We start from the raw sequence: 22008 nt of genomic DNA, 5'->3' as shown, positions 1-22008 counted from the left end.
ACGTTCTCCTTTCTAACGGATATCTTTCACGGCAGCTGTCCGAATCCGGTTCATAGCTGCTGCGATTTCAAATCTTCTTGGTCTCGCCAGCTCCCCTGGATGCTGGTCTTTAAACGGACCGAAGGAAGCGAGGCCTTTCGTGTCCAGCTGCTTTTCAATCTGATCCAGAAGTGCCGGCAGACTCTGCTCAGTCTTCAGCCGGCCTTTTTTATCGAGATGCAGAAGGACATCGGCAATCAGACGTGTCTGTGAGGCATCGACCAGTTGTTCTACACCGGAAAGATCGATTTCTTCATGACCCATCAGCAGCTTGAACAGCCCTTTAGCCTGCACTTTTTCCTTTTTTCCTTTTCTCGTCTGCAGCGTATTCGGAAGAAAGGCACGCTGTGGAACGCTGCCGAAGTGTTCTTCCCCGGCTGATTGTCTTTCTGACGGATACTTCGCGGCAATCTCTTTCGCTTTCTGCGTGACGTTGACCGGGACATACTGATCCATCATGATAACGTCATCCGCTGCCTGGAAGTAGTCGCCGGAACCTCCCATGACGAGAATCGTAGAAACATCAAGATCGTCTCTCATCTGTCTGATTTTATCAATGAACGGTGTGATCGGTTCTTTTTCCTTTACGACAAGCTCCTGCATCCGTTCATCACGGATCATGAAGTTGGTGGCACTCGTATCTTCATCGATCAGCAGTGTGCGTGCCCCCGCCTCAAGCGCCTCCATAACGTTGGCCGCCTGGGAGGTGCTGCCGCTTGCGTTTTCCGTAGAAAAAGCCGTCGTGTCCGTTCCGTGCGGAAGATTTTTAATAAACGGCGAAATATCCACCTTGGTGACCTGACGTCCATCTTCTGCTCTTACTTTCACACTGTCCGGATCTGTCAGGACATATTCACGTCCATCCCCTTTAATGTGAGGATACACCCCGCGCTCGATGGCATTCAAGAGGGTACTTTTACCATGGTACCCACCACCGACGATGAGGACGATCCCTTTTTTCAAGGCCATCCCTGTCAACGGCTCCTGACGATGGGGAATCGTGATTGAGACGCGGGTTTCCTCCGGGCTCTCAAAAGGAACGGCTTTTTTCATCGGGCGCTGGCTCACTCCGCTCTCCCTTGGAAGAACCGCCCCGTCTGCCACGAAGGACATCCAGCCGTTTTCACGCATTGCCTCTAAAAGGGCATCGTGCTGATCGGCAAGCTGACAAACTTCCTCCAGCTCGCTGTCTTTGACAGTAAACACAGACTGCTTCAGCATCTCAGGAATCACAGAGAAAAACAGCTTTTCCGCCTGCTTTCCATTGATGCGCCGGCCATTTGCGGGCAGGCCCACCGTCAGGCAGATGATGATATCTTCAGGCATCAGGGTGACCGCAGTCCGTTCTAAAATTTCCTGGCCCGGCTGATCAATGGCGACCATTCCGCTTTTTCCTGAGCCCTTCACACTGAACTGGGTTTTCTTAATCGTATCCGCTGCCGCTCTCGCAAAGGCATCTTCTGCGTACGTTTTTCGACTCTTCGTCTCTTTATATTCGGCAGGAACAGGTCGTCTGCTCTGAGGCACCTGAATCCTGATTTTCGATGGAGCCGCAAATGGATCTCCCTGCACATAGTCTATATGAAGCGTATAATCCTCGAAACTGTACGTCCCTTGAATCTGCTTATATCCTTTGTAACTCTTACCGTCGATCTGCTTCAGCATCGTTTGAAGTTTTTTCATTCCGGCATCCTCCTGTCTTCGTTCTATTATAGGTTGTATCCATTTTTCCACATTAAAAAACGCAATGCTTCGTTACCCATTTAACGAAACACTGCGTTGGTTCACATAAGTATAAAAAATAATTGCATCACAATAGTGAATGGAGCGGGTGAAGGGAATCGAACCCTCATCATCAGCTTGGAAGGCTGAGGTTTTACCACTAAACTACACCCGCATATGAAGAGCTGAGTTGTCCGTACAACTTCCCTCATCTATATTTGTTATGATAACATCCGAATTCTATCGATGCAACATGATTTTTACGTTTTTTTGTCGAAATCTTAATAGCAGCTTTACAATGTTATGGGGTCATAGTTTAAAAGCCTGATAGGCCTACTATACCCGGATGGTCTCTTTTTTATACATATAAAAGCAGACTGCCGGGGAAAGCAGTCCGCCTGGAACTAATCCTTCTGCTTATGCTGGAAGACGTAGATGATGGAAAATACGAGAAAAGCGGTGAAATGCAGGGAGTCAATGAAGAGTTTAAACAGCTCAAACAGATCGGTTGTATTCATCTCAATCACCTCCACAATCCTGATGGACGAGGATGTGTGCGGGAGGAAAGCTGCATCTGGAGAGGTATTCTGGCGCATGTAATGCCGAGTCTTCTTATTGTCCCCGGACGTGCCGGCTTTATGCAGGCCAAATAAAAAGAAGAGCCATTCAAATGGCTCTTCCTCCGTCTGACTTATAGAATCAACGTGTTCTTCAAAGCAGCGATCAAGTTTTCAAAATCCTCATTCACTTGGGCAGCGACATCATTTTTCTTGTACTCCTCGTCCTGCTCCATGGAACTGACAGGTTCAATGAGCACTGTCCGGTTTTCCATAAATACGATTTCAATTTTTCTAGGAGGTGTATTTTCATTGAGGCTGTATTCGTCGAAGTACTCCTTCATAGAAATGATTTTATCCGCAAACAACGTTTCCTTTTTCAATGACATATCCGGCGATAAGCTTAAGGCTGTCAGCGTGCGGTCATTTCTGTTCACAATAAACAGGTGCTGCTGATCCGAATCCAGAACTTCCAGGCAGCGGTAATTGTCTGACTCGAAGATTTCCTCGGTAAACTCCAAAACAGCGGCCGTCCTCAGTTTACTAAGCTTGTCTGTACTCAACCTATCTTTTACAGCAATGGACATAAATGAAGAACCTCCTTATTTGTTTTACATTCTCCACATCCCCGTTTTATCTCCATAAAAAACTGAAAAACAGCAAAATAAACAAAAATTACCATGTCGTTGATGATGAATCATTCAAATGATTTACGATTTCGACAAAACGTGAGGAGACTCGCTCTCACCTGACAGCCACTATCAAGACAACCGCTCAGAAATCAATTGGAAGGAAAGGACAGCTTCCTTATAAAAGTCGATTTTCTTGTCCTCCATCATCCGGTCCAGTTTGGACTCAGCACTGGAAGCAATCTGCTCAATCTTCTTATCATCCGTAAGCTCAATCAACCGCTTCAACATCTGCTTCTTCTGCTTTGTATCTTTTTCAATCGTTTTCCACTGCTCTTCCGTTTCCGCTTCCAGATCATTCAAATCATCCGTTACCCCTTTACCAAGGCCGGACACGAGTTCTTTCATCTCGTCATTGTCTTCAATCGTCCGGAGCATCTGATTATCCACGCGCTCATAATCCGGACGGTTCTCCTCTGTTTCCTCTTCCTGTTCAATAAAAACCTTCTCATAGCTTTGATCCTGTTGAATGATCGTCTGGGCACTTTCCGTCTCCCCATGATTCTCCCGATCCATCTCTGTCAGCTGCCACACACCAAAACCAAGGAGAGCAATCCCAAGAATTGATGTGCCCTTTATAAACCTGCTCATATCCTCTCATTCCTTATTGCCCATATTTTCTCTGAATTTATATTTTTCCGACAAACTCATGTCATCTAATTGTAACATTCGTTGAAAATACTGTAAATGAGCATAAAAAAAGAGAAGTCTGTCCTAGACTTCTCTTTTACAGGTTTTCAATAAATAAGCGGATCACATCAGCTCCACCAATGACTGTCCCAAGCGTACTTCCCAGATTCGCAAGCACGACTACAAGCAGAATTCTCGTTACTTTGTTCTGCCAGAAGCCTTTTACCGTCGTAACATCATCGGAAAGCGATTCAAAATCCCCCACATTCGGCCGTCGGAAATAGGCTTGTACAATCCCGGCAAACCAGCCGGCTGCAAGGAGAGGATTCAGCGATGTAATCGGCGCAAGTAGAAATGCGGCCACAACTGCGAGTGGGTGTGCCAAGGCTGCCGCTGCTCCTATCGCTGAAAACGACCCGTTCCAAAGGATCCAGCTGATTGTCTGCTGGGTACCCGCGGCTGGATTGGAGAGGAATGTATATAAAATAATCGATAAAATTAATATCGGGATCGACCACCCGATGATTTTGGGCGCTTTTGATTTAGACGGCCGCTTTTTCAACGCTTTCAAATCATGATCGTTATAAATCTCTTTCTTAATCCCAGGCACGTGAGCCGCTCCGAGCACAGCAACCACTTTCTCTCCGGGCGCATCCTTGATTTTCTGAGCCAGGTACTGATCCCGCTCATCAATCAACGGCTTCTTCAAGTCCGGGAAATGATCGGTCAAATCCTGAAGCATGCCATCCAGCATATCCTGGGACTTCATTTTCTCCAGCTCTTCCTCAGAAATTTTGTCATTGCTGAAAATGCCGTAGAAGATCGACATTAAGAGCTTCGACTTTCCACTCCAGCCAAGATTGCCCCAGATCCGGGAGAATGTCACCTGGATGTTCCGGTCGGCGAGCACCAGCTCTGCCCCTGTGTCTTCTGCAGATTCAATTCCCTGGATCATTTCCTGACCCGGCTGAATGCCAAACTGCTTCGCCATCCGCTTTTGGAACGATGAAACAGCGAGGTTCACTAATAACAGCGTCGCTTTTTTACTTTTAATCACTTCAAAGATGTCCGTATTCTTCCACCGGTCTCCGTCCCTGATGGACTGGTAGCGCTGTTCGTCCAGCTCCACACAGACAGCATCCGGCTGTTCCTGTTCAATGACCTGCTTCACCTGCTCCGCACTTTGTCTGGAGACGTGAGCCGTGCCGATCAGAATATATTCTTTTCCTTCTATCGTTAATCTGGTCAAGTTATCTTCCATAGCTGTCATAAAACCTTCCTTTACCAAGTACTCACCCTCCTGCCTGTTTCCCACAGAAACAGGACCCTCTCCATTGTATCAAAGATTCTGACCTTTTTAACAAAAAGAAAAAGCCAGAGGCCTCTCTGACTCGATCTCTTCTTCTTATTCAAGATCCTGCATGATGCCGTCCGGCCAGCTCCCTGCTGATTTTCTCAGCAATCCTCGATATATCCTCTTCAATACGTGCCGCACTGAACCTCAGGACGGTCCACCCGTGATTTTTCAAAAAGGCATCCCTTTCCCATTCCATCTCCCACTCATCGGGAGACACCAAATACTCGTGCTCCACAGCTTCGATCGCAATTTTCAACTCAGGAAAAGCCATATCGATTATGAATTCCCCTTCCTGATAGTACTGCTGTGGATGCAGCCCATACTTGGACAATTCGCTGTGAAGCTTTTCAGCCAGCGCCTTCTTGGACACTTCCTTTTCAACCATCCGCTTGTCTTCAGCCTGACGGCGACTTGAAAAAATAAGTCCGAACGAGAACAATAGAAATAGAAAGAACAACAGTGTAGGAAAAAGTGTAGAATTCGTCATGTTTATCACCCATTACTATTCTATCCATCTATCCCCCCTTTTTATTCCTAAGGAGGCATGATTGTCCGTCTTCCGCATATAAAAAACCGATGCGGCCTTCATGACAGCATCGGCATTCTTTTTCCTTACATCAGCTTACGTTCATAAACCACTTCGTTCGTCGACACATCCAAAGCATCCACGTTCAGGCTCTTCACCTGGCCATCCTCTGGATTTCGGGATCCCCACAGACGGATATCATTTTTCAAATTGTGATCATAAAAATCCACACGTACCGTCCGCAGTCCATCCTGCTCTTTATACACCCAGCACTCCTTGAATTCCATCGTCTCTTTCGGCTGGCTCAATATGTAGTCATTCAAGACCTTTTCAAACTCAGGAAAATCAATTTCCCCATTTTGCAGCCCTTCGGCTTCAAATGTAGCAAACTCTGTATAGTGGTGAATTAAATCTGCGTTTTGACCCACGTTTATTCCTCCTTCAGATTCTCTATCCATAGCTTTACCCGTTTCTAATAGATAGAAAACGAGAGGATAGAACAGGTGCCCGGCTTCACGGCGGATACCTGTTACTTATACACTGGCTGCCATCTCTTCCAACTGTTTGACGAGAGCTTCACACTTATCCAGGTTACGCGCATCCGGATGCGGTTCACCGAACGCTCCGATGTCGTTATCATAATATTGCCCTGAGGCATCCGCAAATTCCTCGGACAAAGCCGCCCGGCACAAAATATCTGCACCAATGTTGATATCGCGTCCTTCTGTTCCGAAAGCCTTTTTCACCATTTTGCTGCCCAGGAGGGACATAGGATTCACAGCAACCACAACAGGCTCCACCCGCCGGGCCATTTCATACGTCCACATCGTCAGCGCCAGCTTACTCTGCGCATACGCCTCTCCGTCAGCAAGCTTCTTCTTCCCGTAAAGAGCCTGTTCATCCACCGGCGACTGCGCAGCCGACGATAAGTTTACGATACGGCTTGAAGCATCCATAAGCGGAAGGAGTGCTTTTGTCAGTTCATAGGGAGCCAATGTATTCACAGCAAAGCGAATGTCCAGTCCCTCGGCCGTGACAGGCTCCGAAGCATTGTAGACGCCTGCATTGTTGATTAGAACGTCCAGGGAATCATGTTTGGCTGCGACTTCCTTTGCCAACCTTCTTACCTCACTCGGAGAAGACAAATCAGCCACATACTGCTCGATCTGCTCATCCCCCAGCTCGTTGGCTACGTCAGCCAGTTTCTCTGCGCTGCGGCCGTGCAGAAGCACCTCATGCCCTTCCTTAACGAGTCGTTTAACTGTCGCCAGACCAATGCCGTCTGTTGCACCTGTGACTACGATCTTCATTGTCATCCTCCTCCTTCAATAACGATCCGTACTCTTTCGATTCCCCAATCCATTAGGAATGGAACCACCTGTTTAGATTCAGCATTTCCTCCTGAAATATTCAAATGGAGAGAGATTCTTTCTTATGATATCCAGTGTATAACGTTCGGGGATGTAAGCAAAAGAAAGTGTGCTGGAATGAAAGAGTACCTCTATGATTAGGAATTTACGCAAAAAAGACGATATCTACACGAAGTAGATATCGTCTTTCATTCAAGCTATTTAGTACCGGTGGCCGGGGTCGAACCGGCACTCCGTGAGGAACACGATTTTGAGTCCCTTTTACGGTTACGGAAGCGCGGGAACGGCTGGAACGCTTGTCATATAAGGATTTATCATACATCTTATCTTCGTTGATATATTTTAGGACGACACGAGTAGCGGCTAAATAAACTCCTAATTCGGGAGCGGTTATTTAAGGTCGTGTGTCAGTACTATTATAATGAAGAAACTCGTCAAAGGTCAATTGATTTTAACTACTTAAAAGTGATTTTATTATTTATAAATAAGGAAACTATACGTACACTGATTATCTGTTAATTGCTTAGTGACCCAAATACTTAGTGAAATACTAAAAATACTAGATTGTTCCAAATATTTGTGATTATAATAAAGGAAAATATTTCAATATAAGGAGAAGCATAATGTTAAGAAACTATCTAGTACCTTACAACAGAAAAATAGAAAATGACCCTCTTTTCAATGAACTAACATATGGACATAAATCAGATTTAAATACTGTTAACAAGGATGAATATTTATTTTTTCACACCAAAATCATGGACAAAAGATATATCACAGCCTTTTATAAAGTGTTTGATAAAAAAACGGTTAAGGAAATCCAACAAGACCGGTTTCTAAGGGAAAGGTATAATAATCCTCACATAAATCATGGACAAGAAAGTGACACGATAGTTTTTGGACACCCCATATATTCGTATGTACTCGAAAGGCCAGTCCCCTTAGACGATACTCTTTTAAAATATTTAGTTAATGACAAACAAATTAAGCAAAAAAAACTTGTTATGGAAAAAGACTCCAAGGAATATCTAATAGAATATTTAATGCAGTTCCAACAAACGCCCCTCCAAGATACAAAGCTAACCACAAGTGATATTTATCATTTACGTGAATACGATATTGAAAGTTTTTTAGAGAACAATCCTGAGGCACTAGAAAGTAATTTAACCTTAGTTAAGAGACAAAAACAATTCCTTAATAAATCAAGATTAGATTTATTGTTTAAAGATGAACAAGGTATCTATGTTGTAGTAGAGATAAAAAAAGGCTTGATTGAAATGGATACATACCAGCAACTTGAGGGATATGTAAATACTTTAAAAAACGAACAAAGTGTTGAGAAGGTCCGTGGGATTATAGTTTGCAGGGGGTTCGCCTCTGAAAAATCTAAAGATTTTTACTCAGATAAAATAAAGGCAGGTAAATTAGAAATTTTTCTACATGCTTGGAAGTTCGACTTAAAAGAGGTGTCTTCGTTAGACTTGTTGGATACATAGACAAATTTTCATAAGCTAATTTAAATTATTAAGGGGAGTTCAATTTGAACAAGAAAAACAAGAAAAATGATAACAGCCAACTCTGGATATCAGGTGTATTAGTATTACTTATTATTATTTCTATGCCTATCATAACAAATTCTTTAATGTTTAGTTCTCCACCGAAATGGCTTGCTCCCTTTGGTATCGAGGAAGAGAATAATTGGATTGGGTATATAGCAAGTTTTTACGGTGCTATTATAGGTGGAATTGTCTCTGGATTGTTTACATACTTAGGTGTCAAAAAGACTATCACAGCTCAAAGACAAAAAGACGAAGATGAATATCAAAAGCAACACAGAGCAATAATAGAAATCCATGAAATTTATAATGGTGATTTGTTCTTAAAAAATTTAAACCAGAAGAATGGACGCCTTATAATTACAGAACAATATAAAAACGCAATCAATTTAGACTTAGATAATTACAACCTAAATTACTTAGAGCTTTACAATTCAGGGCCTGGGAAAGCTTTAAATTGTTCTATACAAGTTGAAGTGTACTATATAAACTTAAAAGAAAGTTTTTTCACTAAAGTTGATATTCCAATAATCTTTGAAAATGAGAAAATTTACGTTCCTATAGATAAAATAAAGGATAAAGATAATCGTATACTCGCAGGGGAACAATACTATATTAAAGGTATTCTGCTTCAGTATGAGACCTTTACAAACGAAACACTAAAGCTTGAAAGGAATGTAAATTGGAGTAATAGTAACAGAGTAAGTACCGATGTTTATTCAATAAAGTCTAAACATGACAATGAATATAAGCCCCTCTTTAGAATAAATGGTACTAAGAACGAGTGGTATTATTTGCGTGATGTAAATCATTGATAACGGTAACAGATAATCGAAAAAGGAAATACTTTTTCGATTATCTGATATAGAAACTTTTCTCACCATTTAATAACCTAGTTAGACTTATTGGTGTCTTTTAAACATTCCTTCAATATAATCTTCCCTAATAACGACTTGTCCACTTTAAATTTTGCCCACTTATCAATTTCAGATATAGGATTAGCTGAAAAACGATAAAACTCTTTATAATTGTCTCCTGCTTTTTTTAGATATGCCAACTTCTCAAATTCTACAGAAGGAATAAGCCAGATTGTATCTACCTCTAAACTTACAGGGCTAAAATACATAAACACAATATAAAAATGTAAATTGCTTTTAAAAGTAGCAGAACCTACATTTTGAATAAAGCGATTGTTTTTATTTAACTTAAATCTACTTTTAACTTGGATAAAAAGCGGTCTAAAATTGCTTTTTACATTTACTATAAGGTCTATTCCGTCATCATCTGAGGTAGGAATGTAACAGGTTAACTGTCCTTTCGACCCTAATGTAATCAACTCTGCTACTCTACTTTCTGTAATTTTCCCTTTTTGTTTTGACGAGATTTTGTCTTCAATGCCTTTATTCATAAACAGAGTAATCCTCTTCCATGTTTTCACTGCTCCCCTTTACTTTAGATATACACTAATTCCCAACCTGCGGATTGAATATCTTCTTCATGGCCTGCAACAGAAGATTTTTGAGCAGCTACGCATAGAAGGTGAGTAGGGCGCGATGCAGCTACATAAGCATTTTTTAACGCTGCAATCTCCCGTTTCCCTCTTTTACTTCTTTGCTTAAAGTTACCTTTGAAACCTTCAATAAGACTACCAACATCATATTTATAAAAAAAGGTTTCCAACAACAAAGTGCCAGTATGTGTTTCCCCTTTAACACCCGCAATTGTATCAATGTGTATTTTCAAACTTTCCTCTTCACTTGTACTATGGTAATACATATTTTGCTTTGTACTCATTTCATTGGTTGTAGGTGTAGAATTTTCACCATCATAAAAGCCTCTCAAAGATGTAGTATCCTTAACATTAAATACTTCATTTAATAGTTCTTCAACAAAAGGTATAAAGTCTGTTTTCACTTCTTCATCAACCCTAATTTTTAATACCCATTTAATTAGCTTCTCTTCAAACCTTTCGTATAGGGAACGGTGTAATTGAATTTCCTCTATAAGAGTTTTCTTTGAGAAATAAGAAGCCTCTTCTTTTTTTATATTCAATAACCATAGCATCCGTAGAATTGCTTCTAGTATTACATCCTTATAAGCTTTCACATCATATTGTTCGTGTTCTGAAATGTTTTTTTGAGACAAAAAGTCAGCCAGGTACGTCCTTCTATGGGACGTTTGGTGCTTTTGATTGTACTCAGGAAAATAACTTGGAAGTTTTATTCTTCCATCACCGTTATCTTTGCCAATCCTACCAACCGCTTTAAAGATATTCCTCGAATTGCGGTGAAGGTTTAACTCACATATTATTTTTCCAAAGGTAGGAATAACTTCATTTATGGAACCTTCCTCGTAAACAATTATTTTTGGAGCAATATCACAATGTTCATCATTTCCCTTCATACCAGATGGAACCAGTTCGAAAGGAGCTATTAAATTACTAATTAGTAGTGAGTTTCTTTTACTATCCGTAATCTTCAAAGGAGCTTCTCTAATTGCCCATGCCATCTCATCGGAATTATCATAAATCGACTGGTTAGGGTCTCCAAATCTTTGGACTGTAACAATATCTTCTTTCAATAAAGACTCTAAAATATTTATTTGAAATTCAGATGTATCTTGCATCTCATCAATAAATAGAAACGCGAACCTTTCAGACATAAAATTTGAAAGTAAGTCTCCACACTTTTTTAAATACTTATGTGCCAGCCAATATGCATCTTCATAGCAAAGAATTCCCTTTTGCATTAAACTCATTTTTAAATCTAATAGAGCTATTGAAGTCTTATTTTTAGTTTTAAAAAGTGGCTTATTTGTAGTTCTATCCACTAATTCATCAGTTTCAAAACTAAATCTCATACTTTGAATTTTTTCAATAGCATTTTCTTCACCACGATAGTTGCTCTCTAAACCAAACCTGATATTTCTGTCTAGGTTGAAATATTCTTTGATGATATTTTGGTTGTAAACATCATCATCAATCGAACTGACATTTTTCCCATATTCATTTCTAAAGAAAGGTATAGCTAAGTAATAGTTGATAAATGATTGAATTGTACCAAAGAAATTAGGGTATTCAAATAACTTGTTACTAGCAACTCCTAATCTTGCTTTAACTTCATCAATTGCTACATTCGTATGAGTTAATACACATACTCCTCTATTATTGTTTAAGGGTAAGTGATTTTCTATTATAGAGAGTTTAGCTAATAAAGTTGTCGTTTTACCACTACCCGGACATGCTACTATATCCTTTGACTCCAAACTTCTTATTATTTGTTTCTTTTCTTCAGTAAAACTCATCCCTTTGGGTAATAAGATTTTTTCCGCTTCTATAATTTTTTCATCTGTTATACTTATCATTCTTCTTCACCTATTTTCGATGCAAATTTAATTGCCTTAACAAGATATTCTAAATTCTCATCATCTAATATTCTTTCTTTAGTGGTATCTGATGATAATTGTAATTCGGACAAAATCTTTGCAAAGCATTGTGCAACAATAGCTTTGGATATTTTCTTTTCGAGTAAGTAGTCGTTATATATATGAAAAGCAATCTCATCCTTCGTCTTACCTTCCTCAATTAATCTTGCTAATTCACTTGACACGAATTCATCGCCACTTTTGATTTTATCTTGCGTTAAACCTATCTTTTCACTGTTTTTAATGTATTCAGCGTACTTTATTGCTCTAAAAAACTCCTCTCTAAAACTGCCGAGTGCAATACAATACTCTAGGGTCCAATCTTTTGAAACGAAACACTTTACATCACCTTCAGAATATAGTTCTATTTTCTTCTCTTTATGAAGTGACTTACTAGCTTCGTAGGTTACTGGTTCATTGCCATTTTTATATTCCACACCACTCATTGGTGGCTTAACATCTAAATCTGTTATACATGAAACTGAAATGCCCATACTTTCTTGCTCGTTTTCTCTCAAGAATATATTGGAATACCTTAGGAATGCTGTACTCCCAACATTAATAATTGAGACACCATGCTTGGACAAAGGAATACCTATTATTTCTGCTAGTGTAGGAATTAGAATATTTTCCGCATCTCCCTCTACCATGATTATTCCGTTTGCAAAGAAAAGGTTTGATTTTGTAACATCCAAAAACCTTTTTAAAAATGAGTAATCTCCTTCTCTGAGCTTTGTAAATGATGGAGACATATTAAAAACTTTATCTTCCTTACATATTAATACCCTTTCTATATCCACTTTTGAGGCTAGATTCGGGCTGTGAGTTGTTAAAATCAATTGAATATCAGATTGGCTGCACTCATCCTCTAAATATTCTATGAGCAATATTTGAGATTGTGGGTGAAGATGGGCTTCTATTTCTTCAACTAAAGCTAATTTCAGTCCACTATAGTTTTCTCTTTTTAATAGTAAAAGCTCGGTTGCAATGAATAATAAGTTCTGAGAGCCTAATCCTGCTTTGTTAGTAAATAACTGAAGGCTTAATTTCTCAAGGATTGATTTTAATTTTATATCAGCAATAGTAAAGTTAGATTTTAAGAGATTACCCTCTCTAGAAAAGTTTTCGAGATAAGAATTCACTTCTTCTAAAAGCTTTTTACCACCCTTATCTTCTATGTCTTCCCCATATGCGTCTCTACCTTGAAAGTATTGATTAATACCTTCGTTAGCTTCTTGGATAATTTTTATAAGTTCATGTTCCTCGTCATTACTAAATGCATCATGATTGGAGAGAATTTGGGACAATCGGGAGTTTCTTCTAGGGCTTAGCTCTCTTTCAGAATTTCTTAGAGGTTTAAGGTATGTAGTTCTTAATAATTCACGTGCATAACTTGGCATAGAGGGGCCATCTTCAAATTCTCCAGTTCTTAAATCATACGTGATTTTTTGCCCATTTCTCCTTGCAACAAAAGTTAGTTTTAAATAGAACACTATTTCACCATCAACCTCAGAAAAGCTAAGCCATTCTAAAAAGTTTTTTGCTTCTTCATTAGATAAGCTAGAAAAAGTACATTCAATTTTGAACTCTGTTCTACGGTGTACTTCTTCCTTACCTGACTCCAAGTAAAAGTCCTCTAACTCCGGGCTGTTGTAGTCATTACTTTGAGTGTTTAACACTAATTTAATTGCATTTACAATACTTGTCTTACCTGCATCATTTTCACCAACTAATATGTTAAGTTGAGGATTAAATGATACTGATAGACCTGGATTGCCTGAGCTTTCTCCATATTTCTTATAATTCCATAACTTTAAGTTTGATAAATACATAGTTAGCTCCTTTAAGAAAGTATTAAATATCGTATATTTTTGCTTATGGATTTAATCCAAAAAGAAACATATATTCCATAAAAATCCTCATTTTTATGATAGCATATTTAAAACTGTAACGGTTACGTCCACAAGCGTTATACAGGTCATAACGCTTGGTGACTGTTATGCAAGGAGGAAGCAAAATTTATGGAAAATGTTGGTGTTTATATTCGTGTGTCGACTGATGACCAAGTAGGTGAGGATAAATTTGGTCTAAGTATCCAGTTAGGTGAGATTAAAGATTACTGTAGCAAGAAAGAATTCCATATCATACAAATCTATGAGGATGCTGGAGTCAGTGGTGCGGAGCAGAACCGACCAGCTTTAAATGATATGTTAGAAGATGCGAAGAATAATATATTCCAAAAAGTTATAGTTGCTAAATTTGATAGATTAGCTCGTGAACTTTATTTACAACTTTTCATTGAAAAGGAATTATTAATACACGAAGTAGAAATCCTTTCAGTACGTGAGCAGTTTTCGGGAAAAGACCCTGTTATGGTAATGATGAGGCAAATGATGGGCGTATTTGCACAGTTTTAAAAAAACCGTATTGCAGAAAGATTATATAGCGGTAGGTTGGTAAAACGAGAGAAGGGTGGTTATATAGGCGGCCAACCACCTCTCGGATATTATTCTATTAAGGGTTCTAAAAAGCTTTTTGTAAATGAAGAAAAGACTGAGGTAATCATTGAAGCTTTTCGTCTTAAAGGTAAGATGTCACTAAAACAAATCGCAAATAAATTGAATGAAGATGGTCATTCTCAAGAGACAATAAACCATTCAGCCCCATGCAAGTAAAAAGACTTTTTGATAGAGAACATTTATATAAAGGGGATATGGAAGCCCCACCAATACTTAAAAACACTGATTAAGTGGTAATAAACTCATGAACCCCGAAATTATAATAAGTTAAAAAGAACTCCTTAGTTGAGTTCTTTTTAATAGTAGACTGATGAAACATGACACTGTTAACGGTTTATGTTAAAGAATTTTTTACAATTCTCTCATTATATGGTCTAGGTGCGTAGTTTAGTTACGGGGGATATAAATTCATAAATTGATGCTATGCACTTGCTTTGGTTAATTATTTTTTTCTGCTTCTTGCAATTCATCATCTTTAATGTAACTTCCATAGATTACTTCTGCTTTACTATGTTGCAAATCTAGCTTCACTTTCATCTCAATAGTATTTATTTCATCACGTTTCGGTTCATTTTTTTCTATAGCTGCAAGAGTTTTATCCGACCAGTCTCTGGTACTAAGTTCTTCTTCAGAAAGATTTATTATTTTTAAATCCTCTTTAGAATATCCATCGTTATCCCCTGGAATTGAACGGACTTTAAGGTTTACAAATAAATATCTTACGTTAATTGGTACTATTATTGTCATAGATTCTTCATCAACCAAAACATGCTCATCAAATTGTTTTTTTTTTATTTTTAACTCTAATTCTTCAGGTTCAATCTTTCTATTTTTTGCTATAGAGTTAAATAATTCAGGAAATTCTTTTGGCACTGAACTCCAAGGGACTAATTTAAAGGTTTCTATTATTAAAGAGTCAGATTTATCCAGCCAACCATCAATCTTTCTATCATGTTCTTTTTTATCAAGATTGATTTCAATGTAAGATTTTTTTCTGTTTTCTATAGAGTATAAGTCTACTATTTTTTCCTCTGCTTCATCTAACATCATTACACCTTTAAGATATATTCTAAATTTGTTTAAAGGTGGGAATAGTTCCCCTACCATTTGCATTTTTTGAATATACTCTGGATTCTGATAATAATCACTTACACTTTCTATTGTATTTTTATTAGTGTCTATAGAGTTTAAATTGAATTTTGTATTTGATGCTAATAGAACATTTCTTAAATCATGTTTACCTTGTACGGTAAGTAGCTCTCTTGTACTCTTCAACTTTCCAATAATTGCTAAGTTATTTAAATTGCCCAATATTCTATAAAATATCAATATTACTATAAATATTGGCAATAAAAAAAGGTTAAGCAGGGTTTCATTTTCAACAGATAAATCATTTCTTATTCCTATTAAGGAAGCCCATATAACTAGAACAACAATAATACCTGTTCTAGACCCAAACACAATGCTCCTATCTAATTTTTTTGCGGATTCATATACATTCGCATACTTTTGAAGCTTTTTCTTTAATTTTTCACCGATTTTAAAGCACGAACTATTCTCTTGGATAATATCTATACATTCCCAATAAATTTCACGACACTTTTGTATTTTATGTTGGCTGTTTAATGAAACAAAAATTGCAATCAATCCAATTAAAGAAATTACACCCCCAGTAACACCTAACAAAACTCCTGAAAACAATCCAAATTCATCTTTACCAGATATGTAATAAATACTTACTTTTTCTATTATTTCATCTTTAACTAAACCTTTATTATTTAAATAGTCCAATACTGTGTGAAAGTTCAATAGAATTATTGAAATTACTAGCCAACTACAGAATTTGACCCATTCAATAGCTTTATACAAATTATTTCTCCTCCACTATAAGTAATTTTTTTAATTCACTTAAAATATATCCCTCATATTCGATTCTTCACTAAGCCTTTTATTTACTTCTAACATTCTCTCATCATCTTTATTGCGTTTCATCCAATAGAACCACTCTGGTATGAGTACAGCATTTGCTCTATTGTAAATAAAGATAGCATCTTGATATTGACGGCAATATGTTTCATGAATGTCTATTTCATATGATGCAAACTTCTCGCAATCAGTCCTTATTTCTGCTCCAAGCTCACAAATTTTTTCGCTTTGTTTCCTTAGGTCCCACCATGTACTTACTGCATATATCAAGACTGAAATTGATGGTAGAAGAACCACCAACAGGTAACTTTTTAATGACATATCTATTATGCATCCAAGAGCTACTGTCACAGTTAAATAAGCCAAAGCTAAAACTAAAATGAAATTCGAGAAGTTCTTTTTCAAAGAAACTGCCCACATTAAATTACTTCTTTGCGCTAATAGCACATTTATTAAGTAGTGCCTAGAATCCATTCCTCCGTACCAATCACGTAAGGTTGATTCATCTCCTTCAAAACAATTAGCTGCTCCCTCTACATCTTCTGGAGAAATTTTGGTTCCTGCTAAAGCTTTATTCCAAGGGAGTGAAAATACATTTGTATCAAATTCTTCCTGTATTTTTGCCCCATTCCCTATGTGGTTATTTTCCACTTGTTGAAGAAAATAGAAGATTGGTAGCCAAACTAAGCCTATTATAGAGAATAGAGAAGAAAAGTCATCGATTCTTCCATAATAATTTAATGCAGAAAATATTATGGAAACAATAGGGATAGAAACCCCTATTGTCATCCTTATTCCGTAAAGCTTCTTAGCTTGGTTGTAAGTATGTCTCATTGCTTTAAGTAAAAGAATATTCTTTTCTTCATTTTGTCTTTCAAACATTAAATCACTCCTACTCTTCATACGCTGGGAATTCCTTACCGAACAGTTTGCGCCATTTCTCAACGGCAGCCTTATGCTCACCTTTACTCTCTAACTCTATTGCCTCACATGCATAATCGTAGCAATTCCCTGCTTGATTACTAATCTTTGTCTTAACATAATAATCTAGTGTATTTAAATCCCCCTGAAGTCCTTTCGGGTCATAATGAGAATTAAAAATTGATGTTTTTAATTCCCCAAAAAAGTCCCTTACTTCTTCTTTTCTTCCTAACCATGAATATTTACCATCGAAGTAATCTAAAACAATATTCTCCATCAGATATGATGAAATTTTCGGAGTAGATGAATTGGTATTCCAATATTTAATTAACCTAATAAAGCCTAAAACATTACCACCAAAGCTCTTATTAACATCCTTAGTTCTTTCGTTATCAATTCTAGGGTCAGTCTTCTTCCATTTTCCACTTCCGTCTGGAATTATATAGTATGTCCTTCCTTTACTATCTTCTGCTGTTATAAATGCTGGAACGATATCAAAGTTCCAGTCATATGATTTCATTTTTAAAGTAGCAGCTTCTTGATTTCTATGAATTTCAGCATTCTCATATTGCGGTACATTAGATAAAGATTTTTTTATTTTTTCAATGAATTTTATTGAGTTTAGTTTATTGTCATCATTACAAAGTTTCCTTAATTTATCTGCTGACTCGGGAACACTCAATTCTATTTCTCCGGTAGAGCTTTCATAATAAGTGGTTCCTTCTCCTGAGAAGACTAGAAGGAAGTCTATATCATCTAAGGGGCGTATTTTAGTCCTACGTCTAAAAGAGCCGAACCCTTTTGTCTCTCTACCACCATATAACTTTGGAAAATTCTCTACACTTGACGGAAAACCCTTTAATTGGTCGTACAACCAATCCCTACTTGAACGTGCTTTGGTAGTTTTATCTTTGTCTAAATAAACAAAATCTTTTGTGAAATTATCAAATCCTGTATTTACTGTTTTTACTATCAAAAGTATCTCCCCTTAAAAAAGACAGAAGTGTACCAATTGATAACTTCTGTCTAATAGTATTTGAGTAATATTTAATTATAAGAAGCTCTTTCCTCAGTTAATGTACTCGCTTCTTCTTCTGCCATCAATTCTGCTTGTTTCATAACAGTGTCTACTGCAAGGTTTTGTAAATCAGGTGGATAGCCGTATTTTTTGAGTAGTCTTTTTACAGTGACTCGCATTTTTGCTTGTACGCTTTCACGAAGGTTCCAATCAATGCTCATATTGCTTTTTGCTAATCCAATAGTTAACCCTATCAAGGTTCTTACTAATCTCCTCTTTATCGAAAGCACTTTCTTCACCACTTCTTCTCTCATCCATTACTAGCCCTCCAAACTTTCTATTATTACAACATAGGAATTCCTTTAATTGATGGTCACCCCCAATCACACAGATTGGCTTTCCCTTTCCAGCATTCTACCATTATTATATAATAAAATGACTGAAAATTTACATTATAAGGTGAACTATATGCCCGAACTAAAGCGTGAAAACATAGATGTGATTGAAAGTAAGCTAGAAGAGATATTTACTTCAGATATTGATACCTCTTCTGATGAAGGAGCAGTAGTCCCACATAAAGATGATTTAACTGATACTGACAACTATTCTTTTGAATGTGCAATACTTTTCGTCGATATTAGAAGTTCAACCCAGCTCTCTGATGAGTCTATGCCCAGTTCAATGGCTAAAATATATAGAGCTTTCGCCAGAGCTATTATTATCAACTATTGTGGCGGAAGTGTTAGACGAATAGTCGGTGACAGAGTTATGGGGGTATTTATTTCAGATGATAATGAATCAGCTGCCAAAAAATCTTTTCATGCCTCAAGGGCTATCGTCAGTGTAGTAGAACACCTCTTTAATCCTTTATGTGAAAAATACTTTAATAACAAAACAATTGGATGCAGCGTAGGAATTGATTACGGTAAAGTTTTATTGGCAAAAGTGGGAATTAGCAGTAGAAATGAAGAAGCTACTGAATTGGGTTGGGCAGGTAGACATGCAAATATAGCAAGTAAACATACCGACTTAGCTGAAGCCGGGGAAATATTTGTAACTAAAAGGTACTTTGACAAGTTACCTAAAGAAATGACTGAAGATGATGAAGGTAAGCCTCTTTGGGAAAAGATAGTCCGAATGAAGAGTAATAGCATACTTGAAGGATATAGCGCTAAAAGTTTCTTCCTTGATATTATGAAGGAACAAGAAGGTGAAGAAGAGCGTTGAGCTTTCACTGGCCAACCGTTCTGTTAAAAGTGAATACGATATCGATGGCGTAAGTCAGGGAGATTTAGTATCAAATATTATACAAGAGACGAAAAAACAAACGGAGATATTACTTACTAGATTTGAACCTATAGTTAAACGAGAAGCGAAATTGCAGAGAGAAAAAAACGAGTATCACAAATTGAAAAAGGACTTAAACAAGAGAAAAGAGAGTTATATGAAAAAGAAGAGTATTTTATCGCCGTAAGAACCCACGCTACCCAATCTAACCCTCCTGCGAATACATGGTTTTTCTAAAGAGAGAATAACGAGCGATATACAATCACTTCCTGGTTAACAACTTTTTAAAACTTTTCAGCAAAGTAGATGGGCTCAGAAAACACTTTTCATTGACTAAAAAGTGTTTTTAATTTTTTCATCACTTCTTGATAGACTTTATCTTTAACCAGCCTTATTAAGAATAACCCCATATTGGATTCCTCCAGTAAGTTGCGCTCTATTAAACACCAAATGTTTAAAGGGTGGTAGAGCTTTTAGATGGTTTCATCTTTCATTCTTCAGGAACATCATCCAATTTTTTGACCATCAGGGAAATGATTGTTAAGGATTGCTCTTTGATTCGAAAGCGTTTTTCGAGGAACTCCTTCCAATTCCCATAGTTTTTCAATTGCTCTGTTTCTATTCTCCATTACCACTGCCTGGTAGCCCTTCTGTAGCTCTCAGCGTTCCCTCTTGGCATCGTTCACGGACATCGTCCCTAGTAATCCCTAGAATGTTAGCAGCATCCTTAACGGTAACCGTATCAGGTAGATTGTATATCCTGTTTAGTTCCTGGAAACTTTCGCTCATTTTTTATACATCTCTTTTTTAGAGTATAACCTCATGCGACGTCACTTTTAAAAGAATGTCCATCCTAGGCGGAAATACTTAAAGTGCTATTTTTATATCGGATTAATGAAAGTACCGGAGAAAAAATCATTTATTCATCCCTGATATGCAGTAGTTATATTTTAATAATGACTAATTGCAATGAGGTCCACGCAAGGAATTTATTTATATGGGTACTAGAGCTGAGGGAGAGTGGAATAGAATTTTACCCCTTACGCAAAGGATGGAAATAGCATAGTAGCGATTCGAAGTAAGAAACTAAAGTTCTGCTTGAGTTTACTAGCAGCATCGGTCGAGCTTTAAAAGAACACCGGAGTCAGAACAACTCCAACCAGCCTAGGTCCTGCTTTACCTGGCGCACCACTACAGTGTCGTGTTCCCTTCCACCTCATCAATTGATGACAGGTACGGGATATGCAAATATTACAAAAGGTCATTTACATCCTAATGCAATATTGCTCTAGGAAATGAATGACCATATAACGGCACACATCGATAGTTAGTCGATGCCGAGGTCAGACGGGTTACCTCCGGAACTTTTGTTTTTCGTCTATTTCAACAGATTAGATGCCTGCCATCTAACTGAGGAGTGCTTCACTACATTCTAAATTGCTATAATTTATATTTGGAGAGAAATCTTAAAGGTCCTTCAAAGCTTCCTTAAAACTTTTCAATGTTTGTTGCATCTCCAATTCTTCGACCGTTTTTTTCAATTCTGTATCCTCTAACCAAGCGAGGACTTCCTTATTTATTTTATAAGTTAGGTAATTGATATGTTCTCCGTCCGTGTCCTCTTCGGCATATATCCATACATTAGAAAATAACCCCAAACGCATAAGTTCTTTACCTTCACGTTTTACAATGAAGATTCGTTCAGCACTTTTCATGTCTTCTGCAATTTTATCGATGTCCTCTAGTGTGCAGAGTATTTTTTTAAACCGTCCCACATCCATAGAGAATGAAAGTTCCTTAGTTTCCTCAAAATGGTGCATTGCAATAACAATGAGCTCACCATGTGTCCTACTGCCATTAGTTTCAAAAGTATACATAAATCCCACTCCTAATTCATGATGAATTTCATGTTGTTTTACACTCTTCACAAGAGTTTGATAGAGTCTTCAAAAAGTGTTTCATTTTTGCATAGTCATTTTCATTCATTCGAGTTGGTATAGGGTTAGCTGGCAGGACAAAACCATCTGCTCTAACCTGTTCAGTCATCCAAAAATCTTTAAAGATGATAAATGGCGGCCGTATATCAATCTCCCTATCCTTTTCTAACTTACACATTTTAAGCTTTTCACCCTTAATGTTGAGGAACTTAAGACTGTCTTCGCCCTCCCCCCTTAGTGCATCACTAACCTCAATACAAAAGTCAAGGTGAACTGATAGTGGGTTATCTTCTTTCGGTATGAAGGGTAACCTTTTTACTTGGAATGATTCGTTAACTTTATATATGTGAATAATATTCCCCACTTCTTCCCTTCTCTCTATAATCAAAAATAATTATAAATTTAATATGATTATTTTTGATTTTTAATAACCGCCTGAAGCACATGAAGTAGCATAAACCATCCTAAACAGCTTTGTCAAAAGGTTTTTCAGATTCTGAAAAAGTAAGAAAAGGTAAGAAAAGTTCCGTA

At 37.7% G+C, this 22008-nt stretch carries 20 protein-coding genes, 1 tRNA gene and 1 pseudogene; 5 read left to right on the top strand and 17 right to left on the bottom strand.

Going from position 1 to position 22008, the window contains the following annotated elements; translation table 11 throughout:
* Nucleotides 1-12: 12 nt before the first annotated feature.
* The 8 genes from ACXAJH_RS19815 to ACXAJH_RS19780 all read right to left on the bottom strand — a co-directional run bounded on the left by ACXAJH_RS19815 (nucleotide 13) and on the right by ACXAJH_RS19780 (nucleotide 6830).
* Entirely contained in the window at nucleotides 13-1722 is a 1710-nt protein-coding gene (locus ACXAJH_RS19815) for an ABC-ATPase domain-containing protein (RefSeq protein WP_474994974.1), read from the bottom strand.
* A gap of 140 nt (nucleotides 1723-1862) precedes the next feature.
* Nucleotides 1863-1936: transfer RNA gene (locus ACXAJH_RS19810), tRNA-Gly, on the bottom strand.
* 516 nt (nucleotides 1937-2452) lie between these two features.
* The gene (locus tag ACXAJH_RS19805; protein WP_474967704.1) at nucleotides 2453-2905 is read right to left on the bottom strand and encodes a hypothetical protein; all 453 of its coding nucleotides are present in this window, start codon (nucleotides 2903-2905) and stop codon (nucleotides 2453-2455) included.
* 174 nt (nucleotides 2906-3079) lie between these two features.
* On the bottom strand, nucleotides 3080-3598 hold the full coding sequence (locus ACXAJH_RS19800; RefSeq protein WP_474967703.1) for a hypothetical protein: 519 nt from the start codon (nucleotides 3596-3598) through the stop codon (nucleotides 3080-3082).
* A gap of 136 nt (nucleotides 3599-3734) precedes the next feature.
* Entirely contained in the window at nucleotides 3735-4907 is a 1173-nt protein-coding gene (locus ACXAJH_RS19795; RefSeq protein ID WP_474994977.1) for a TraB/GumN family protein, read from the bottom strand.
* 139 nt (nucleotides 4908-5046) lie between these two features.
* A complete protein-coding gene (locus tag ACXAJH_RS19790; RefSeq protein ID WP_474967702.1) occupies nucleotides 5047-5481 on the bottom strand; it encodes an endonuclease domain-containing protein in 435 nt (144 codons plus the stop codon).
* A gap of 125 nt (nucleotides 5482-5606) precedes the next feature.
* Entirely contained in the window at nucleotides 5607-5948 is a 342-nt protein-coding gene (locus ACXAJH_RS19785) for a hypothetical protein (RefSeq protein WP_474994973.1), read from the bottom strand.
* Between the two features lie 105 nt (nucleotides 5949-6053).
* The gene (locus ACXAJH_RS19780) at nucleotides 6054-6830 is read right to left on the bottom strand and encodes an SDR family NAD(P)-dependent oxidoreductase (protein ID WP_474994972.1); all 777 of its coding nucleotides are present in this window, start codon (nucleotides 6828-6830) and stop codon (nucleotides 6054-6056) included.
* Between the two features lie 683 nt (nucleotides 6831-7513).
* Here ACXAJH_RS19780 and ACXAJH_RS19775 point away from each other — a divergent pair.
* Nucleotides 7514-8386 carry an endonuclease NucS domain-containing protein gene (locus tag ACXAJH_RS19775; protein ID WP_474994971.1) on the top strand — a complete coding sequence of 291 codons (873 nt, stop codon included), beginning with the start codon at nucleotides 7514-7516 and terminating at the stop codon, nucleotides 8384-8386.
* 44 nt (nucleotides 8387-8430) lie between these two features.
* Nucleotides 8431-9261 (top strand): hypothetical protein, encoded by an 831-nt coding sequence (locus ACXAJH_RS19770; RefSeq protein WP_474994970.1) that lies wholly within the window; start codon nucleotides 8431-8433, stop codon nucleotides 9259-9261.
* Between the two features lie 77 nt (nucleotides 9262-9338).
* On the opposite strand, the gene ACXAJH_RS19765 is transcribed toward ACXAJH_RS19770, so the two are convergent.
* The 3 genes from ACXAJH_RS19765 to ACXAJH_RS19755 are packed head-to-tail and all read right to left on the bottom strand — an operon-like array spanning nucleotide 9339 to nucleotide 13701.
* Complete coding sequence (locus ACXAJH_RS19765; protein WP_474994969.1) at nucleotides 9339-9854, bottom strand: hypothetical protein; 516 nt, start codon at nucleotides 9852-9854, stop codon at nucleotides 9339-9341.
* A 44-nt stretch (nucleotides 9855-9898) separates the two neighbouring features.
* Nucleotides 9899-11809 carry a UvrD-helicase domain-containing protein gene (locus ACXAJH_RS19760; RefSeq protein ID WP_474994968.1) on the bottom strand — a complete coding sequence of 637 codons (1911 nt, stop codon included), beginning with the start codon at nucleotides 11807-11809 and terminating at the stop codon, nucleotides 9899-9901.
* Complete coding sequence (locus ACXAJH_RS19755) at nucleotides 11806-13701, bottom strand: ATP-dependent nuclease (protein ID WP_474994967.1); 1896 nt, start codon at nucleotides 13699-13701, stop codon at nucleotides 11806-11808. The genes ACXAJH_RS19760 and ACXAJH_RS19755 overlap by 4 nt, the downstream gene beginning before the upstream one ends.
* 189 nt (nucleotides 13702-13890) lie before the next feature.
* Between ACXAJH_RS19755 and ACXAJH_RS19750 the strand changes: the two genes are divergently transcribed.
* Nucleotides 13891-14286: a recombinase family protein gene (locus ACXAJH_RS19750; RefSeq protein WP_474994966.1), complete on the top strand. Its 396-nt coding sequence runs from the start codon at nucleotides 13891-13893 to the stop codon at nucleotides 14284-14286.
* A gap of 540 nt (nucleotides 14287-14826) precedes the next feature.
* Here the strand turns inward: ACXAJH_RS19750 and ACXAJH_RS19745 are convergent.
* From ACXAJH_RS19745 to ACXAJH_RS19730, 4 genes and pseudogenes are all read right to left on the bottom strand, one after another.
* Nucleotides 14827-16257, bottom strand: a complete 1431-nt coding sequence (locus ACXAJH_RS19745) for a hypothetical protein (RefSeq protein WP_474994965.1) — start codon at nucleotides 16255-16257, stop codon at nucleotides 14827-14829.
* Nucleotides 16258-16296: 39 nt separating this feature from the next.
* Nucleotides 16297-17196 carry an S-4TM family putative pore-forming effector gene (locus tag ACXAJH_RS19740; protein WP_474994964.1) on the bottom strand — a complete coding sequence of 300 codons (900 nt, stop codon included), beginning with the start codon at nucleotides 17194-17196 and terminating at the stop codon, nucleotides 16297-16299.
* A gap of 10 nt (nucleotides 17197-17206) precedes the next feature.
* Complete coding sequence (locus ACXAJH_RS19735) at nucleotides 17207-18211, bottom strand: nucleotidyltransferase (RefSeq protein ID WP_474994963.1); 1005 nt, start codon at nucleotides 18209-18211, stop codon at nucleotides 17207-17209.
* A gap of 71 nt (nucleotides 18212-18282) precedes the next feature.
* Nucleotides 18283-18483 (bottom strand): annotated as a pseudogene (locus ACXAJH_RS19730) (type I restriction enzyme endonuclease domain-containing protein); the annotation flags it as partial.
* 238 nt (nucleotides 18484-18721) lie between these two features.
* Here ACXAJH_RS19730 and ACXAJH_RS19725 point away from each other — a divergent pair.
* Nucleotides 18722-19480 (top strand): adenylate/guanylate cyclase domain-containing protein, encoded by a 759-nt coding sequence (locus ACXAJH_RS19725; RefSeq protein ID WP_474994962.1) that lies wholly within the window; start codon nucleotides 18722-18724, stop codon nucleotides 19478-19480.
* Nucleotides 19464-19727, top strand: coding sequence for a hypothetical protein (locus ACXAJH_RS19720; protein ID WP_474994961.1), 264 nt, complete (start codon nucleotides 19464-19466; stop codon nucleotides 19725-19727). The genes ACXAJH_RS19725 and ACXAJH_RS19720 overlap by 17 nt, the downstream gene beginning before the upstream one ends.
* A gap of 1279 nt (nucleotides 19728-21006) precedes the next feature.
* On the opposite strand, the gene ACXAJH_RS19715 is transcribed toward ACXAJH_RS19720, so the two are convergent.
* Together ACXAJH_RS19715 and ACXAJH_RS19710 are read right to left on the bottom strand one after the other, a co-directional pair.
* On the bottom strand, nucleotides 21007-21417 hold the full coding sequence (locus ACXAJH_RS19715) for a hypothetical protein (RefSeq protein WP_474994960.1): 411 nt from the start codon (nucleotides 21415-21417) through the stop codon (nucleotides 21007-21009).
* A 28-nt stretch (nucleotides 21418-21445) separates the two neighbouring features.
* Nucleotides 21446-21841, bottom strand: coding sequence for a hypothetical protein (locus tag ACXAJH_RS19710; RefSeq protein ID WP_474994959.1), 396 nt, complete (start codon nucleotides 21839-21841; stop codon nucleotides 21446-21448).
* Nucleotides 21842-22008 lie beyond the last annotated feature (167 nt).

The organism is Halobacillus sp. ABD4_316 (genome assembly GCF_056161385.1).
This window is presented reverse-complemented; position numbering and strand designations above follow the sequence as displayed.

What these genes read in the sequence shown, in the direction of transcription:
- ACXAJH_RS19815 (WP_474994974.1), bottom strand. Translation starts at nt 1,722, where the DNA reads ATGAAAAAACTTCAAACGATGCTGAAGCAGATCGACGGTAAGAGTTAC.
- ACXAJH_RS19805 (WP_474967704.1), bottom strand. Translation starts at nt 2,905, where the DNA reads ATGTCCATTGCTGTAAAAGATAGGTTGAGTACAGACAAGCTTAGTAAA.
- ACXAJH_RS19800 (WP_474967703.1), bottom strand. Translation starts at nt 3,598, where the DNA reads ATGAGCAGGTTTATAAAGGGCACATCAATTCTTGGGATTGCTCTCCTT.
- ACXAJH_RS19795 (WP_474994977.1), bottom strand. Translation starts at nt 4,907, where the DNA reads ATGACAGCTATGGAAGATAACTTGACCAGATTAACGATAGAAGGAAAA.
- ACXAJH_RS19790 (WP_474967702.1), bottom strand. Translation starts at nt 5,481, where the DNA reads ATGACGAATTCTACACTTTTTCCTACACTGTTGTTCTTTCTATTTCTA.
- ACXAJH_RS19780 (WP_474994972.1), bottom strand. Translation starts at nt 6,830, where the DNA reads ATGAAGATCGTAGTCACAGGTGCAACAGACGGCATTGGTCTGGCGACA.
- ACXAJH_RS19775 (WP_474994971.1), top strand. Translation starts at nt 7,514, where the DNA reads ATGTTAAGAAACTATCTAGTACCTTACAACAGAAAAATAGAAAATGAC.
- ACXAJH_RS19765 (WP_474994969.1), bottom strand. Translation starts at nt 9,854, where the DNA reads ATGAATAAAGGCATTGAAGACAAAATCTCGTCAAAACAAAAAGGGAAA.
- ACXAJH_RS19760 (WP_474994968.1), bottom strand. Translation starts at nt 11,809, where the DNA reads ATGATAAGTATAACAGATGAAAAAATTATAGAAGCGGAAAAAATCTTA.
- ACXAJH_RS19755 (WP_474994967.1), bottom strand. Translation starts at nt 13,701, where the DNA reads ATGTATTTATCAAACTTAAAGTTATGGAATTATAAGAAATATGGAGAA.
- ACXAJH_RS19750 (WP_474994966.1), top strand. Translation starts at nt 13,891, where the DNA reads ATGGAAAATGTTGGTGTTTATATTCGTGTGTCGACTGATGACCAAGTA.
- ACXAJH_RS19740 (WP_474994964.1), bottom strand. Translation starts at nt 17,196, where the DNA reads ATGTTTGAAAGACAAAATGAAGAAAAGAATATTCTTTTACTTAAAGCA.
- ACXAJH_RS19725 (WP_474994962.1), top strand. Translation starts at nt 18,722, where the DNA reads ATGCCCGAACTAAAGCGTGAAAACATAGATGTGATTGAAAGTAAGCTA.
- ACXAJH_RS19715 (WP_474994960.1), bottom strand. Translation starts at nt 21,417, where the DNA reads ATGTATACTTTTGAAACTAATGGCAGTAGGACACATGGTGAGCTCATT.